Origin of the sequence: Hydrocarboniphaga daqingensis (assembly GCF_900129825.1) — a bacterium.
GTDB classification, from domain to species: Bacteria; Pseudomonadota; Gammaproteobacteria; order Nevskiales; family Nevskiaceae; genus Hydrocarboniphaga; species Hydrocarboniphaga daqingensis.
In genome coordinates, this window is the sequence record NZ_FQWZ01000009.1 from 51,997 (window position 1) to 67,610 (window position 15,614).

The window sequence follows — 15,614 nt, forward strand, 5'->3', positions numbered from 1 at the left end:
CATCAGTCGTGGTGCTTGGCCGCCGCGTTGAGCAGGTACTGCACGATCAGCGGCACCGGTCGACCGGTACTGCGCTTGCCTTTCCACGCGGTGCCGGCGATGTCCAAGTGCGCCCACTTCATCTTCTTGGTGAACTTGTGCAGAAAGCTGGCACCGATGATCGCGCCGCCATCGCGGCCGCCGACCGTGGCGATATTCGCGATATCGGCGCATTCGCTGCGGATATGGTCCTCGTATTCGGGCCACAGCGGCATCTCCCAGACGCGGTCGCCGATCTGCTCGCCAGCCTGCGTCAGCGAGCGCGCCAGACCGGGTGCGTTGGCGAACAGTCCGGTCGGATAACCGCCCAGCGCGACGACGATGGCGCCGGTCAGCGTCGCCATGTCGATGCACACCGCAGGGTCATAGGTCTGCTCGGTGTAGGTCAGCGCATCGCACAGAATCAGCCGGCCCTCGGCATCGGTATTGAGGATTTCGATCGTGATGCCGGCCATGCTGGTGACGACGTCGCCCGGCTTGTTGGCGGCGCCGTCGGGCAGGTTCTCGCTGGCAGCGATCACGCCAACGACGTTGATCGGCAGTTGCAGTTCGGCCAGCGCGCGGAACGCGCCGATCACCGCGGCGCCGCCGCACATGTCGAACTTCATTTCGTCCATGCGGTCGCCGGGCTTGAGGCTGATGCCGCCCGCGTCGAACGTCAGGCCCTTGCCGACCAGCGCGATCGGCCGTTCGCCCTTGGGGCCCTTCATGTATTCCATGACGATCAGCTTCGGCGGCTGGCGGCTGCCGCGCGCCACCGACAGGAACGAGCCCATGCCGAGCTTGCGCATCTCGGGTTCGTCGAGCACCTTGACCTTGAAGCCATGCGTGGTGCCGATCTGTTCGGCGCTCTGCGCCAGATAGGTCGGCGTGCAGATGTTGCCCGGCAGGTTGCCGAGCGTCTTGGCGACCGCGACACCCTTGCTGATCGCGAGCGCTTCGACCAGGCCGCGCTCGCCGGCAGGCAGATCGCTGCGGCGCGGCACGTCGTAGGTCAGGCGCTCGAGCTTGTAGGTGGGCAATTCCTCGCGCGCCTTTTCACCACGGCAATCGTCGAAGCGATAGAAGGTTTCCTCGACGACCATCGCCGCCTGCTGCACATTCCAGTGGAAGTCGTGGCCCTTGACCGGCAGGTGGGTCAGATAGCTGACCGCGTCGATCGAGCCGGTGGCACGCAGCGCCTTGGCTGCCGAGGCGTTGACTTTGCGGAAGGCGGTCTCGTCAAAGCTGCGCTCGCGGCCCAAGCCCACCAGCATCACGCGGTCGGCAAACGTGCCCGGAACGTTGTGCAGCACCAGCGTCTGGCCGAGCTTGCCATCCATGTCGCCGCGCCGCATGACGGCGGCGATCGCGCCGTCGCTGACGCCGTCGATGACGCCGGCTGACTCGCTCAGCGTGCGGCGGTCGAAGATACCGACGATGACGCAGGAAACGCGTTGCTTTTCTGGATTGCCGCTCTTGACGAAATATTCCATCGAATCCTCGGGTGTTTTATGCCGGTGCCTGCGGCCAGACTGGCGCGGAGTGGAGGCGTACCGGATTGCGCGGTATTGAATGATCGGCCCTGATCAGGCCCCGGTTCTGCTGCGAAAACCGGTCAAGCCAGGCCCTATCCTGGGACCCGTGCCGTGCAGGCCGGAACATGGCCTTTTTCGTGTCGCGCAGTGTAGCGATTTGCGCCGCCGCTCCCAAGTTCGGAGGCGTACGGGGCAAAAGCCGTCGTCTCGACGCATAATCGGCCGCTCATGAATGGCACCACCCTCGACCGATACCTGCTGCGCGATGCGGCCACCAGCTGGTTTGCCGTCACGCTGGTGCTGCTGCTGATCATGCTGTCGACGCGCTTTGCCAGCTTGCTCGGAGATGCGGCAGCGGGCGAGTTGCCGCGCGATCTGCTGTTCAAGATCGTCGGCTTGTCGAGCCTGCAATACCTGGTGATTCTGGTTCCGGTGTCGCTGTTGCTGGGGCTGATGCTGTCGCTGGGCCGGCTGTACAAGGACAACGAGATCGCCGCGATGACCGGCTGCGGCGTCAGCCTGTTCCGGCTGTACCGGCCGTTTCTGACGCTGGGTTTGCTGCTGTCGGTGTTTACGGCGCTGCTGGCGTTCCAGATCGGTCCCTGGGCCGGCCGCACGGCGGACTACGTCGTCAAGGATGCGCGGCGTCTGATCCAGTACCTGCCGTTCGAGCCGGGGCGGTTCAAGAGCGTGGCCGACGGTCGCGCCGTTTTCTACACCAGCGAGATGGACAAGGACCGCGAGAAGCTCACGTCGGTCTTTGCCCAGATCGAAACCGACCAGGGCGTGTCGGTCATCGTCGCCAGCGAGGGGCGGCAGCGGCTGAACACGGAGACCGGCGACCGCGAGATCAGCTTGTATGGCGGCTGGCGCTTTGACGGCCGGCCCGGCGCGCCGAGCTACGACATCCTGCGCTTCGACGAATTCACGACCCGAGTGACGCCGCCGGAATTCATCTACACCGGCGGCAAGCGCAAGCTGATGAGCACCCGCGATCTGTGGCGCTCCGACGATCTGCAAGACCGGGCCGAGTTGCACTGGCGCATCGCCGCGCCGCTGTCGGTGTTCCTGCTGACGCTGCTGGCGGTGCCGTTGTCGCATGTCGGGCCACGCCAGGGCCGCTACGGCAAAGTGGTGCTGGGTATGGTCGTGTATCTGTTCTATTCCAATCTGCTCGGCATCGGCCAGAACTGGATCGGCAAGGGCAAGATTCCCGAAGCGGTCGGCTTGTGGTGGGTCCATGCGATCGTGCTCGGTGCGGCGCTGTATCTGATCGGAGCGCGACTGAACTGGTGGCAGCGTCGGCCGCTGGCGCCGACGATGACAGCTGGCAGCGCGGGACGCGCATGAACCGGCTCGACCGCTACATCATCCGCAACATCCTGGCGCTGACCGGCGTCGTGGCGCTGGCGCTGGTGGCGATCTACACGTTCACCAGCTTCGTCGCCGATCTTGGCGGCACCGGCAAGGGCGAGTACGGGGTCAAGGAGTTGGCCGTCTACACGCTGCTGAACATGCCGGCCGGTTTGCACATCCTGCTGCCGATCATCGCGATGCTCGGCACGCTGATGGGCTTGGGCAATATGGCGGGAACCGGCGAGATCACGGCGATCCGTGCGGCCGGTGTGTCGAATCTGCGGATCGGCCGTGCCGCGTTGATCGCCGGCGCCCTGCTGGGCTTGCTGGGCTGGACGATTGGCGAATGGATTGCGCCGCTGGGCCAGCAGTCGGCCGAGCGCTACAAGACGCAGGCGCGCTACGGTGTCGAAGGTGCCCAGTCGCGCCCGGTGTGGCTGAAGAACGGCAACGACATCTTCAACATCCGTCGCTTGATCGCCGAGGATCACATCGGCGACGCCGTGATCTATTCGATCGACGACGAGCTGCGTCTGCGGGCGGTGACCACCGCTCAGGACGGTCGATATCGGGATGGTCGCTGGGATTTGAGCGGTGTCGTCCGCACCGAGTTCGCCGAGGACAGCGCGCGCGTCGAGCAGTTGCCGCACTTCGAGTTGACCGGCGGATTGTCACCGCAGGTGCTGAGGCTGTTCGTGCTGCAGGCCAAGAGCCTGTCGACCAACGGCCTGATGCAGCTGATTGCGTATCTGGACGACAACGGCCTGGACAGCAGCGAACAGCGGCTGACGCTGTGGCGCAAAGCGGTGGAGCCGCTGACCGTGATGGCGATGATGATGTTCGCCGTGCCGTTCGTATTCGGGTCGCTGCGCAACAGCGGCGCCGGTCTGCGCCTGATGATCGGCGTGCTGGTCGGCGTCGGCTTCTACGTCGTCAACGAAGTTACTGCGGACTTTGGCCAGTTGTTCGGCTGGCCGCCGCTGCTGGCAGCATCGGCGCCGACGGCCGCGCTCGGCATGATCGGCTGGCTGCGCTTGCGCCGGGCCATCTAAAGCCCCAACGACGGCGCCTCAGCCAGCCTCGGCGGCTCGGCTGGCGCTATCGTCCCGCGGCTCGACGATGACCTCGGTGCGTGCGACCCAGTCGCAGGGCGCGCGGCGGCGCGGGTCCAGCGCCATCATCAGCAGCGCGCACAGCACCCAGGCCAGGCAGATCGCGCTCAGCGTCGACGCGTGTGCATAGCCCGCCGCGCTGGGCATCCGCAGCAGGCCCGGCAGCAGCAGCGCAAACCAGGTCACCAGCATCAGGCCGTAGCGCAGGCAGGCGATCGGCCAGCGCAGGTCCGCGCCGTCGACGCGCCGCACGCGCAGCCGCCACACGCGCATGCCGAGCGTCTGGCCGCCATGGGTCCAGAACCAGCCAAAGAAACCCATGCCGAGCAGGAACAGCATCACCTGGAAGGCCAGCCGGGTACGCGGCAAGCCCAGCGCGTCGCGGACCACGGTGTCGATCAGGGCGGCGACCATCCAGAGCGCCAACAGCAGCAGCGCGTCGTAGACGGAGGCGGCGATACGGCGCCAGATCGGCGCAGGCAGGTTCAGCGACATGGCTTCGGCAGACGGGGCCCGGAGACGGGCGGGGCGCGTAGTCTCGGCGATTCCGCGGCGCGGTGCGCGACCCGCGTCGCTACCAGCGCACCAGCACCGCGCCCCAGGTCAGGCCGCCGCCGACGGCTTCGAAGATCACGTTGTGACCGCGCTGGATGCGCCCGTCGCGGACTGCGGTATCCAGCGCCAGCGGGATCGACGCGGCCGAGGTGTTGCCGTGCTCGTGGACGGTGGTCACCACCTGTTCCGGCTTGAGTCCGAGCTTCTCGGCCGTCGACATGATGATGCGGATGTTGGCTTGATGCGGGACCATCCAGTCGAGGTCGGCGCCGGTCAGGCCGTGCGCCGACAGCGCTTCCTGCGTGACCTCGCCGAGTACGCGCACCGCTTGCTTGTAGACCGCCTGGCCGTTCATTTCGACGAAAGGATTGCCGACAACCTTGCCGTTCTGGACGCCGCCCGGCACGCGCAGGATGCCGCTGTGCCGGCCGTCGCTGTGCAAGTGCGACGACAGCACGCCCGGCTGGTCGGACGCGGTCAGCACGACGGCGCCGGCCCCGTCACCGAACAGCACGCAGGTACGCCGGTCGGTCCAGTCCAGAATCCGCGAAAACGTTTCAGCGCCGATCACCAGTGCGCAACGCGCCGAGCCGGTGGATACGAACTTGTCGGCCGTGGCCAGCGCGTAGATGAAGCCGCTGCAGACGGCTTGCACGTCGAATGCGGCGCCGCGCGTGACGCCGAGCTTGGCCTGCAGCAGGCAGGCAGTCGACGGAAAGATCATGTCCGGCGTCGAGGTGGCCACGACGATCAGGTCGATGTCGGCGGCTGTGACGCCCGCCGCTTCCATCGCGCGCTGGGCTGCATGCAGCGCCAGGTCGCTGGTTTGCTGCTCCGCGGCGGCGATGTGCCGGGCACGGATGCCAGTGCGCTCAAAGATCCATTCGTCGGTGGTGTCGACCGTCTTCGCCAGCTGCTGATTGGTCAGGCGCTGCTCGGGCAAATAGCTGCCCGTACCGGCAATTCTCGAATAAGCCATTGATCAGGGTCGGATGGTCGGGTTGCCCTGGTGGACCGGGGTCTGCGGAGAGGGTGAATACGCTTTTTCTCAATACAGTTTGGATGGGCGGCGCGTGCATTACAAATGCACACCGTATGGTCGTGGCCGCCGGCGCGGCGTCGGGCGCGCGTAGAATCCGCGTCGATGCTCAACCAACTCGACCCGCAGACGCTCGGACCGGTTCTGGCCGCGCTGTTCGTGTTCGGCGCCGCGGTCGGACTCCCGGTACCGACGCTGCCGGCGCTGATCTACGCCGGCAGCGTCATCGTGGGTAGCGCTCAGCCGGTCGTATCGGCCGCGCTCAGCTTCGGCGGCGCCTGGGCCGGTGCGATCGCCGGCGACTCGCTTTGGTACTGGGCCGGACGGCGCTACGGCCATCGTGTCCTGAGCCTGCTATGCCGGATGAGCCTGTCGCGCGACAGCTGCGTGCGTCGAACGGAATCGTTCTTTCAGAGGCGCGGCGTGCGCATCTTGCTGGTGGCGCGCTTCGTCCCGGGCCTTTCGGTGGTGTCAGTGCCGATGTCCGGTACCGCCCGCGTGCCGTTTTCACGCTTTGCGGCCCACGATGCGGCCGGCGCCGCGTTGTGGATCGTCAGCGGCTTGCTTCTGGGCGTGCTGTTCGCGGGGCAGATCGACCTGCTGATGTCCGGCCTGCACGAGTTCGGCCTGGGTATCGGCGCTGCCGTCGCGGTTACGCTGGGCGTGTTCGTCGGATTTCGCTGGCTGCGCCGGCGGCGCCTGCTGCGTGAGTTGGCGATCAGCCGCATGTCGGTGGCGGACCTGGCCGCGCGGATCGCCGCCGCAGCCAGTGACGCCGCGCGACCGCTGATCGTCGACGTGCGCAGCGACGAGCATCGCCGCCTCGATCCGTACTGCATTCCCGGGGCTCTCACGCTCGATATCGACCGATTGGAGCGCGACGGCGTCGGGCTGCTGCGGTCGCAGACCGTGGTGCTCTATTGCTCGTGTCCCAACGAGATATCGGCGGCACGGGTGGCGCAGCGGATGCGCCGTCTCGGGTTTGATGACGTGCGTCCGCTTCTGGGCGGTATCGACGCATGGCGGCAGGCAGGCGAGCCGCTGCAACCCTATACAACACACAAGGAGACAGACCCCCGATGAGTCTTTACGACCGTTTCGTCCTGCCGCATTTAATCGACTGCGTCTGCGGCCTGGGCCGCGTCATGGAGCAGCGTGCGGCGCTGATCCCGCTGGCGCGCGGCAACGTACTGGAAGTGGGTGCGGGTACCGGTCTGAACTTCCGCTACTACGATGCCAGTCAAGTGCAGTGCATTCACGCGCTCGATCCCAGCGCCGGCATGCACCGCCTGGCCCTGCAGCGTGCCGACGCGATCGGCATCCCGGTCAAGCCGCTGACGCTCGGCGCCGAGACGATCCAGGCCGATGACGCCAGTTTCGATACCGTCGTCAGCACGTTCACGCTGTGCACGATCCCGGATGCCGTGGCCGCGTTGGCCGAGATGCGCCGCGTACTCAAGCCGGGCGGGCAGTTGCTGTTCTGCGAGCACGGTACCGCGCCCGAGGCCTCTGTACGCCGTTGGCAGGACCGGCTGACGCCGCTATGGAAGCCGTTGGCGGGCGGCTGCCACTTGAACCGGGACGTGCCGGCAATGCTGCGCCTGGGTGGGTTCGCGATCGATGATTGCGAACAGCGCTATCTGCCGGGTCCCAAGCCGATGATGTACGTCTATCGCGGTACGGCCCGGGCTACCGCATGAACCGGTGCGGCCGATGACCGGAACGTTTGCCGACTTGGGCCTGTCGCCGGCATTGACCCGCGCCGCCGGCATCCGGGGATTGATCGTCCCCACCGCGATCCAGGTTGCTGCGATCCCGGCCGTATTGCGCGGCCAGGATGTGCTGGGCCGCGCCCAGACCGGTAGCGGCAAGACGGCGGCTTACGTGCTGCCGCTGCTGCAGCGGCTCACATCGGCGCGCAGCGAGACCCCGCGCCGGCTGCGTGCGCTGATGCTGGCGCCCACCCGTGAACTGGCGGTGCAGATCGGCGAACTCGTGCAAGCGATCGCGCGCACGCTACCGCAGCCGATCAAGACCGTGATTGCCTATGGCGGAATTTCGGTCAATCCGCAGATGATGGATTTGCGCGGGGGCGCCGACGTCGTCATCGCCACGCCCGGCCGCTTGCTCGACTTGCTCGATCGCAACGCGCTCAAGCTCGACGATGTGCAGATGCTGGTGCTGGACGAGGCCGACCGGCTGCTCGACCTGGGCTTTGCCGACGAACTGCGCCGCATCCTGTCGCGCTTGCCGGCGTTCCGCCAAAGCCTGCTGTTTTCGGCGACGTTCGCCGATGAGGTGCTGGCGCTGGCCGATCAACTACTAATGAACCCGACACGGATCGACGTGGCCAGTGCGCGGACCGCTGATGTGCCGGCGATCGTGCAGCGCACGATTCACGTCGATGCGTCGCGTCGTGGCGACCTGCTGACGCGCTTGATTCATGATGGGGGCTGGACGCGGGCGCTGGTGTTCGTCGCCACGCAGCACGAAGCCGAGCAACTGGCGTGGCGTCTGTGCCATGTCGGCATCAAGGCCGCGCCGTTTCATGGCGAATTGAGTCAGCGCAAACGCACGAACGCGCTGGCCGACCTGAATTCCCAAGCCTTGCAAATCGTCGTCGCCACCGATGTCGCCGCTCGCGGCCTCGACATCCCGCAGTTACCGGTGGTGGTCAATTACGATCTGCCGCGCAGCGCCGATGACTACGTTCACCGGATCGGACGCACCGGTCGGGCCGGCGAGTCTGGCCTTGCGATCAGCTTCGTCAGCGCCGCGACCGAGGCCCATTTCCGCTTGATCGAGAAGCGCAATCAGCTGCGCTTGCCGCGTGAAGTCATCGCGGGCTTCGAGCCGCGCGAAACCGCGGCGCCAGCGCCGGTTGCATCGACCGGCGGCGGCATCAAGGGCAAGCGGCCCAGCAAGAAGGACAAGCTGCGCGCTGCCGCCGCTGCTGCTGGAAAATCCGAGGGTTGAAAGCGTCGACGAAGGCCGGCTCCGTTGCGGGGCCGGCCATCGTCCACATTCGTGCCGCTAGAACGCGTCGCCGGGAACGCGCACGTAGCCTTCCATCAGCACGCGAGCGCTGCGGCTCATGATCGCCTTCTTGACGACCCACTGACCGTTCTCCTGCGTGGCCTGCGCGCCAACGCGCAGCGTGCCCGACGGATGACCGAAGCGCACGGACTCGCGCTCGCCGCCACCCGCAGCCAGATTCACCAGCGTGCCGGGAATCGCCGCTGCGGTACCGATCGCCACCGCGCAGGTGCCCATCATCGCGTGGTGCAGCTTGCCCATCGACAACGCCCGCACATTCAGGTCGATGTCATCAGCCTTGATCGTCTTGCCGCTCGATGAGGTGTACGCGGTCGGCGGTGCGACGAACGCGACCTTCGGCGTGTGCTGGCGCTGCGCGGCTTCCGATACGTCCTTGATCAAGCCCATCCTCAGCGCGCCGTAGGCGCGGATCGTCTCGAACCGTGCCAGTGCGTCGGGCTTAGTGTTGATCGCTTCGCGCAACTCGGTGCCGGTGTAACCGATGTCGGCCGCATTGACGAACACCGTCGGGATGCCGGCATTGATCATCGTTGCCTTCAGCGTGCCGATACCCGGGACGTCGAGGTCGTCGACCAGATTGCCGGTCGGAAACATCGCGCCGCCGCCATCACCGTCGCCCTCATCGGCCGGGTCGAGGAACTCGATCTGGACTTCGGCGGCAGGGAAGGTCACGCCGTCGAGTTCGAAGTCGCCGGTTTCCTGCACTTGGCCGTCCGTGATCGGCACGTGGGCAATGATCGTCTTCTGGATCTGCACCTGCCAGATCCGCACCGTGCACAGCCCGTTAACCGGAATGCGCGCGGCGTCGACCAAGCCGTTGCTGATCGCAAACGAACCCACGGCGGCGGTCAGATTGCCGCAGTTGCCGGACCAGTCGACGAAGGCCTTGTCGATCGACACTTGGCCGAACATGTAGTCGACGTCGTGATCCGGCCGCGTGCTCTTGGCCAGGATCACGGTCTTGGACGTCGACGAGGTGGCGCCGCCCATGCCGTCGATCTGCGCACCATACGGATCAGGCGAGCCGATCACGCGCAGCAGCAGTCGGTCGCGCGCTTCGCCGGCAACGCGGCAACGTTCCGGCAGATCGTCGAGCTTGAAGAACACGCCCTTGCTGGTGCCGCCGCGCACATACGTCGCGGGAACCTTGATTTGTGGAACCTTGGACATGGTGGGCCTCACGCGGCCTTGGTCGACGCCAGGAAGTCGACGGCGAAACGCTGCAGCACGCCGCCGGCCTGGTAAACCAGCACTTCCTCGTCCGAATCCAGACGGCAGGTCATCGGCACGTCGACGCGTTCGCCGTTCTTGCGCGTGATGACCAGCGTCAGCGTCGTGCGCGGCGCCAGCTTGCCGACCACGTCGTAGGTTTCGGTGCCGTCGATGCCGAGCGTCAGTCGCGTCGTGCCGGGCTTGAATTCCAGCGGCAGCACGCCCATGCCGATCAGGTTGGTCCGGTGAATCCGCTCGAAGCCTTCGGCGGCAATCACTTCAACGCCCGCCAGACGCACGCCCTTGGCCGCCCAGTCACGCGAGCTGCCCTGTCCGTAGTCGGCACCCGCCACGATGATCAGCGGCTGCTTGCGTTCCATATAGGTTTCGATCGCTTCCCACATGCGCACGACCTTGCCTTCGGGTTCGATGCGGGCCAGCGAGCCCTTCTTCACCTTGCCGTCGACCACCGCCATCTCGTTGACCAACTGCGGGTTGGCGAACGTGGCGCGCTGCGCGGTCAAGTGGTCGCCGCGATGCGTGGCATAGCTGTTGAAGTCTTCCTCGGGCAAACCCATCTTGTGCAGGTATTCGCCGGCGGCGCTGTCCAGCAGGATCGCGTTGGACGGCGACAGATGGTCGGTAGTGATGTTGTCGGGCAGCACGGCCAGCGGACGCAAGCCCTTGAGCGTGCGCTCACCGGCCAGCGCGCCTTCCCAATACGGCGGACGGCGGATGTAGGTGCTCATCGGACGCCAGTCGTACAGCGGCTTGGTCGTGTTGTTCTCGATGATCTTGAAGTTGAACATCGGCTCGTAGACCTTGCGGAACTGCTCAGGCTTGACGCTGCTGGCGATCACCGAGTCGATTTCTTCGTCGGTCGGCCAGATGTCCTTCAGCGTGACCGGCTTGCCGTCGGCGTCGAGGCCCAGCGCATCCTTCTCGATATCGAAGCGCACCGTGCCGGCGATCGCATAGGCGACCACCAGCGGCGGCGAGGCGAGAAACGCCTGCTTGGCATACGGGTGGATGCGGCCGTCGAAGTTGCGGTTGCCCGACAGCACGGCGGTGGCGTACAGATCGCGGTCGATGATTTCCTGCTGGATCTTCGGGTCGAGCGCGCCGGACATGCCGTTGCAGGTGGTGCACGCGAACGCGACGATACCGAAGCCGAGCTGTTCGAGTTCGCCGAGCAAGCCGGCTTCTTCGAGATACAGCTGCACGGCCTTGGAGCCGGGCGCGAGCGAGGTCTTGACCCAGGGCTTGCGGCTCAGACCCTTCGCATTGGCATTGCGCGCCAGCAGCGCGGCAGCGATCACGTTGCGCGGGTTGCTGGTGTTGGTGCAGCTGGTGATCGCCGCAATGATCACGGCGCCGTCCGGCATCTTGCCGTCGGCCGGCAGCTCCCACGGTGCCGCGATGCCGCGTTCGGCCAGTGCCGACGTCGGCAGACGCTTGTGCGGGTTGGACGGCCCCGCCATGTTGCGCACGACGCTGCTCAGGTCGAACTTGAGCACGCGCTCGTATTCGGCGGTCTTCAGCGAATCGGCCCACAGGCCGGTGTGGCGCGCATAGGTTTCAACCAGCTTGACCTGCGCATCCTCACGCCCGGTCAGCTTCAAGTAGTCGATCGTGTTCTTGTCGATGAAGAACATCGCCGCCGTCGCGCCGTATTCCGGCGCCATGTTCGAGATCGTCGCGCGATCGCCCAGCGTCAGCGCCGATGCGCCTTCGCCGTAGAACTCCAGATACGCGCCGACGACTTTTTCCTTGCGCAGGAATTCGGTCAGTGCGAGCACCATGTCGGTGGCGGTGATGCCGGGCTGCAGTTTGCCGCTGAGCTCGACGCCGATGATGTCGGGCAAGCGCATCCACGAGGCGCGGCCCAGCATCACGTTTTCGGCTTCCAATCCGCCGACGCCGATCGCGATCACGCCGAGGGCATCGACGTGCGGTGTGTGGCTGTCGGTGCCGACGCAAGTGTCGGGGAATGCCACGCCGTCGAGCGTATAGATCACCGGCGACATCCGCTCCAGATTGATCTGATGCATGATGCCGTTGCCCGCTGGAATCACGTCGACGTTCTTGAATGCCAGCTTGGTCCACTCGATGAAGTGGAAGCGATCTTCGTTGCGACGGTCTTCGACTGCGCGGTTCTTGGCAAATGCATCCTTGTCGAAGCCGCCGAATTCGACCGCCAGCGAGTGATCGACGATCAGCTGCACCGGTACGACCGGGTTGACCTTGGCCGGGTCGCCGCCCTGGTCCGCGATCGCATCGCGCAGGCCGGCGAGGTCGACCAGCGCCGTCTGCCCGAGAATGTCATGGCAGACCACGCGCGCCGGAAACCACGGGAAGTCCAGATCGCGCTTGCGCTCGATCAACTGCGACAGGTAGGCCGTCTGCTTCTCGGGCTCACCTTTGCGGACGATGTTCTCGGCGTGGACGCGAGCGGTGTAGGGCAGCTTGTCCCAGGCGCCTGGCTGGATTGCATCGACGGCTTCGCGCGCGTCGTAGAAATCGAGCTGGGTGCCGGGCAGATTCTTGCGGTAGGCGGTGTTCATAGGGCTCACAGATAAAGGCGAATACGTGAACCTGCAGCCGCTCCGGTCGCGCGCCGTTGCGGCGCGGACCAGGCGGCTGCAGTGGCAGCGACGGTGTTACTTGCGGTCCTTGATCGGGACGAACTTCAGATCTTCCGGACCGACATAGTTCGCGCTCGGGCGAATGATCTTGCCGTCGATGCGCTGCTCGATGATGTGTGCGCTCCAGCCACTGGTGCGTGCGATCACGAACAACGGCGTGAACATCGCCGTCGGCACGCCCATCATGTGGTAGCTGACCGCGCTGAACCAGTCGAGGTTCGGGAACATCTTCTTGATCTCCCACATCACCGACTCAAGACGCTCAGCGATGTCGTACATCTTGGTGCTGCCGGCTTCCTCGGACAGTTCCTTGGCAACCTGCTTGATCACCTTGTTGCGCGGATCGGCAATCGTATAGACCGGATGGCCGAATCCGATGACCACTTCCTTCTTTTCGACGCGGGCGCGGATGTCGGCTTCGGCTTCGTCGGGATTGTCGTAGCGCTTCTGGATTTCGAAGGCGACTTCGTTGGCGCCGCCATGCTTGGGGCCGCGCAGTGCGCCGATAGCGCCGGTGATGCACGAGTGCATGTCCGAGCCGGTGCCCGCGATCACGCGGCCGGTGAACGTGGAGGCGTTGAACTCGTGCTCGGCGTACAGCACGAGCGAGGTGTGCATCGCCTTGACCCAGCTTTCGGGCGGCTTGGTGCCGTGCAGCAGATGCAGGAAGTGGCCGCCGATCGAATCGTCGTCGGTTTCCACGTCGATGAAATTGCCGTTGTGCGAATAGTGATACCAGTACAGCAGCATCGAGCCGAGGCTGGCCATCAGCTTGTCGGCGATGTCGCGCGCGCCGGCATGGTTGTGGTCGTCCTTCTCGGGCAGCACGCAACCGAGTACCGAAACGCCGGTGCGCATCACGTCCATCGGATGCGCTGACGGCGGCAGCTGTTCCAGCGCGCTCTTCACGGCAGCCGGCAGGCCGCGCAGGCTCTTGAGCTTGGTCTTGTAGGCCTTGAGTTCGGATGCGGTCGGCAGCTTGCCGTGGACCAGCAGATGCGCGATTTCTTCAAACTCGCATTCGGCAGCAACATCGAGAATGTCGTAGCCACGATAGTGCAGGTCGTTGCCGCTACGGCCGACGGTGCACAGCGCGGTGTTGCCGGCAGCGGTACCGCTCAACGCGACGGATTTCTTCGGCTTGAAGCCACCAGCAGTGGCGGCAGGGGTCTCGCTCATGTTGTCTCCTTAGGGTCTTGTAGGGCGTGATCGGCGTTGCGCGTGACGCCTATTTCTTTTTGGCGGCGAACAGCGCATCGAGCTTGTTTTCGAAGGCGTGATAGCCGATGCGGTCGTACAGCTCGGCACGCGTCTGCATCAGGTCGATCACGTCTTTCTGGTGGCCATCGCGGCGCACTGCAGTGTATACGGCCTCTGCAGCCTTGTTCGCCGCTCGGAACGCCGACAGCGGGTACAGCTGAATGCCGACGCCGACCGACGCCAACTCTTCGCGGGTGAACAACGGCGTGGCGCCGAACTCGGTGATGTTCGCCAGCACCGGCACGTTCAGCGCGTCGACGAAGCGCTTGTACGTCGGCAGGTCATAGGCGGCTTCAGCAAAGATCGCATCGGCGCCGGCTTCGGCACAGGCCACGGCACGTTCGATCGCAGCGTCCACGCCTTCGGCCTGGATCGCGTCGGTGCGGGCGATCAGGAAGAAGTCCGGGTCGGTCTTGGCGTCGGCAGCCGCCTTGACGCGGTCGATCATCTCACCCTGCGTCACGATCTCTTTGCCCGGGCGGTGGCCGCAGCGCTTGGCGCCCACTTGGTCCTCGATATGACAGGCCGCGGCGCCGGCCTTGATCAGGCTCTTGATCGTCCGCTCGATGTTGAACGCGCTCGGGCCGAAGCCGGTGTCGATGTCGACCAGCAACGGCAGGTCGCAGACGTCGGTGATGCGGCGAACGTCGACCAGCACGTCGTCCATCGTATTGATGCCCAGATCCGGCAAGCCGAGTGAGCCGGCCGCGACGCCGCCGCCGGACAGGTAGATCGCCTTGAACCCGGCACGCTTGGCCAGCAGTGCGTGGTTGGCGTTGATGGCCCCGATGACCTGCAGCGGTTTTTCGGCGGCGAGGGCGGCGCGGAAGCGCGCACCGGCAGAGGCGGTCATGTTGTTCTCCTGAATTCGGTTGGGCCGGTCGTGCCGGCGGGTTCATTGATCAAACGGCGTGCCAAACTCCGAGCGACGCCGGTCGGTGTCCAAGCTATTGATCAATATGATCTAAATTGAAAGTGAGTTTGTTTGGGGAGATGCAGCGATGTTTCACTGCAACACAAGATGTTGCGCTGAAACAGAAACCGAGCGTCATCATCGTGTCACACAGATGACGGCTTAATCAGAGGCTGTTGTGTTGTAGGTAGTCTGGGACTACAGTTCGCTGCAATCGATTGCACGAATGGTTTGGGCGCTGCGTCATTTCCGATTCGGCCCTTCGGCACGTTGTTGAGCGAGCGGCATTCGCGTGTGTGATGGCGTGCTGCCGCGAACGCCAATGGTCCGAGTTTTGTATGCAATTTGGCCGCAAGTCGTATGCAGCGATTGCAGTTGTTAATTCGGCACGCTCGGTGCGTCGGGTGGCAGGCGGTCCGGCCTGGGCGTGATGCGAAAGCGTTGCTGCCGGCCCAGGGCCTTGGGTCGGAACCTGTTGTTGAACCGTTGAATCTGGAGGCCGGTAATGGAATTCGGTAACACCCGCAAAGCCAGCAAGAGCCGCATGTTCGGCATTGGCGGGGTGATTGTGTTTCACGTGCTGCTGGTCTGGGGCCTGGTCAGCGGCCTGGCCCGCAAGGCGATCGAAGTGCTGCCGGCGCCGTTCGAGACGCAGATTCTCGACGAGCAGCGCGCCGAAGAAGAGCCGCCACCACCGCCCCCGCCGCCGCAGCTCGACATTCCGCCGCCGCCGTTCATTCCGCCGCCCGAAATCAACATCGCCACGCCGCCGCCGTCGTCGGCCAATACGATCACCACGCAGAGCGTGGTGGCCACGCCGCCCGCACCGCCACCGCCAAAGGCCGCGCCGGTCAGCCGTCCGCCGGTGGTCAAGGCCAATGCCTGCCGCCAGCCCGAATACCCGCCGGT

General features: G+C 65.3%; 12 protein-coding genes and 1 pseudogene. 6 read left to right on the top strand and 7 right to left on the bottom strand.

Annotated elements, in window-relative coordinates:
• Positions 1 to 2 precede the first annotated feature (2 nt).
• Positions 3 to 1,514, bottom strand: coding sequence for a leucyl aminopeptidase (locus BUB09_RS16300; RefSeq protein ID WP_072899506.1), 1,512 nt, complete (start codon positions 1,512 to 1,514; stop codon positions 3 to 5).
• 270 nt (positions 1,515 to 1,784) lie between these two features.
• Between BUB09_RS16300 and lptF the strand changes: the two genes are divergently transcribed.
• Both lptF and lptG read left to right on the top strand, forming a co-directional pair.
• Positions 1,785 to 2,906, top strand: coding sequence for an LPS export ABC transporter permease LptF (lptF, locus tag BUB09_RS16305; RefSeq protein ID WP_072899508.1), 1,122 nt, complete (start codon positions 1,785 to 1,787; stop codon positions 2,904 to 2,906).
• A complete protein-coding gene (gene lptG, locus BUB09_RS16310) occupies positions 2,903 to 3,964 on the top strand; it encodes an LPS export ABC transporter permease LptG (protein WP_072899544.1) in 1,062 nt (353 codons plus the stop codon). The genes lptF and lptG overlap by 4 nt, the downstream gene beginning before the upstream one ends.
• 18 nt (positions 3,965 to 3,982) lie before the next feature.
• Here lptG and BUB09_RS16315 read toward each other — a convergent pair whose 3' ends face one another.
• Together BUB09_RS16315 and BUB09_RS16320 are read right to left on the bottom strand one after the other, a co-directional pair.
• Positions 3,983 to 4,519 (bottom strand): RDD family protein, encoded by a 537-nt coding sequence (locus BUB09_RS16315; protein ID WP_072899510.1) that lies wholly within the window; start codon positions 4,517 to 4,519, stop codon positions 3,983 to 3,985.
• A 79-nt stretch (positions 4,520 to 4,598) separates the two neighbouring features.
• The gene (locus tag BUB09_RS16320; RefSeq protein WP_072899512.1) at positions 4,599 to 5,558 is read right to left on the bottom strand and encodes a beta-ketoacyl-ACP synthase III; all 960 of its coding nucleotides are present in this window, start codon (positions 5,556 to 5,558) and stop codon (positions 4,599 to 4,601) included.
• A gap of 165 nt (positions 5,559 to 5,723) precedes the next feature.
• Here BUB09_RS16320 and BUB09_RS16325 point away from each other — a divergent pair, with 165 nt between their 5' ends.
• From BUB09_RS16325 to BUB09_RS16335, 3 genes are read left to right on the top strand one after another with little or no spacing between them, the layout of a single operon-like run.
• Positions 5,724 to 6,701: a VTT domain-containing protein gene (locus BUB09_RS16325; RefSeq protein WP_072899546.1), complete on the top strand. Its 978-nt coding sequence runs from the start codon at positions 5,724 to 5,726 to the stop codon at positions 6,699 to 6,701.
• Positions 6,698 to 7,318: a class I SAM-dependent methyltransferase gene (locus BUB09_RS16330; protein ID WP_072899514.1), complete on the top strand. Its 621-nt coding sequence runs from the start codon at positions 6,698 to 6,700 to the stop codon at positions 7,316 to 7,318. The genes BUB09_RS16325 and BUB09_RS16330 overlap by 4 nt, the downstream gene beginning before the upstream one ends.
• Before the next feature lie 13 nt (positions 7,319 to 7,331).
• Positions 7,332 to 8,594, top strand: a complete 1,263-nt coding sequence (locus BUB09_RS16335; RefSeq protein WP_072899516.1) for a DEAD/DEAH box helicase — start codon at positions 7,332 to 7,334, stop codon at positions 8,592 to 8,594.
• A 57-nt stretch (positions 8,595 to 8,651) separates the two neighbouring features.
• On the opposite strand, the gene prpF is transcribed toward BUB09_RS16335, so the two are convergent.
• The 4 genes from prpF to prpB form a co-directional block, all read right to left on the bottom strand.
• Positions 8,652 to 9,845: a 2-methylaconitate cis-trans isomerase PrpF gene (prpF, locus tag BUB09_RS16340; protein ID WP_072899518.1), complete on the bottom strand. Its 1,194-nt coding sequence runs from the start codon at positions 9,843 to 9,845 to the stop codon at positions 8,652 to 8,654.
• Between the two features lie 8 nt (positions 9,846 to 9,853).
• Positions 9,854 to 12,451: a Fe/S-dependent 2-methylisocitrate dehydratase AcnD gene (gene acnD, locus BUB09_RS16345; RefSeq protein WP_072899520.1), complete on the bottom strand. Its 2,598-nt coding sequence runs from the start codon at positions 12,449 to 12,451 to the stop codon at positions 9,854 to 9,856.
• Positions 12,452 to 12,547: 96 nt separating this feature from the next.
• On the bottom strand, positions 12,548 to 13,711 hold the full coding sequence (gene prpC, locus BUB09_RS16350; protein ID WP_072899522.1) for a bifunctional 2-methylcitrate synthase/citrate synthase: 1,164 nt from the start codon (positions 13,709 to 13,711) through the stop codon (positions 12,548 to 12,550).
• A 49-nt stretch (positions 13,712 to 13,760) separates the two neighbouring features.
• Entirely contained in the window at positions 13,761 to 14,645 is an 885-nt protein-coding gene (prpB, locus tag BUB09_RS16355) for a methylisocitrate lyase (protein ID WP_072899524.1), read from the bottom strand.
• A 565-nt stretch (positions 14,646 to 15,210) separates the two neighbouring features.
• On the opposite strand from prpB, the pseudogene BUB09_RS16360 reads away from it, so the two are divergent.
• Positions 15,211 to 15,614: pseudogene (locus BUB09_RS16360) on the top strand (energy transducer TonB); the annotation flags it as partial.

Coding starts and splice junctions, on each gene's coding strand:
- prpC (WP_072899522.1), bottom strand. CDS start 13,711: ATGAGCGAGACCCCTGCCGCCACTGCTGGTGGCTTCAAGCCGAAGAAA.
- acnD (WP_072899520.1), bottom strand. CDS start 12,451: ATGAACACCGCCTACCGCAAGAATCTGCCCGGCACCCAGCTCGATTTC.
- BUB09_RS16315 (WP_072899510.1), bottom strand. CDS start 4,519: ATGTCGCTGAACCTGCCTGCGCCGATCTGGCGCCGTATCGCCGCCTCC.
- prpB (WP_072899524.1), bottom strand. CDS start 14,645: ATGACCGCCTCTGCCGGTGCGCGCTTCCGCGCCGCCCTCGCCGCCGAA.
- prpF (WP_072899518.1), bottom strand. CDS start 9,845: ATGTCCAAGGTTCCACAAATCAAGGTTCCCGCGACGTATGTGCGCGGC.
- lptG (WP_072899544.1), top strand. CDS start 2,903: ATGAACCGGCTCGACCGCTACATCATCCGCAACATCCTGGCGCTGACC.
- BUB09_RS16300 (WP_072899506.1), bottom strand. CDS start 1,514: ATGGAATATTTCGTCAAGAGCGGCAATCCAGAAAAGCAACGCGTTTCC.
- lptF (WP_072899508.1), top strand. CDS start 1,785: ATGAATGGCACCACCCTCGACCGATACCTGCTGCGCGATGCGGCCACC.
- BUB09_RS16330 (WP_072899514.1), top strand. CDS start 6,698: ATGAGTCTTTACGACCGTTTCGTCCTGCCGCATTTAATCGACTGCGTC.
- BUB09_RS16335 (WP_072899516.1), top strand. CDS start 7,332: ATGACCGGAACGTTTGCCGACTTGGGCCTGTCGCCGGCATTGACCCGC.
- BUB09_RS16320 (WP_072899512.1), bottom strand. CDS start 5,558: ATGGCTTATTCGAGAATTGCCGGTACGGGCAGCTATTTGCCCGAGCAG.
- BUB09_RS16325 (WP_072899546.1), top strand. CDS start 5,724: ATGCTCAACCAACTCGACCCGCAGACGCTCGGACCGGTTCTGGCCGCG.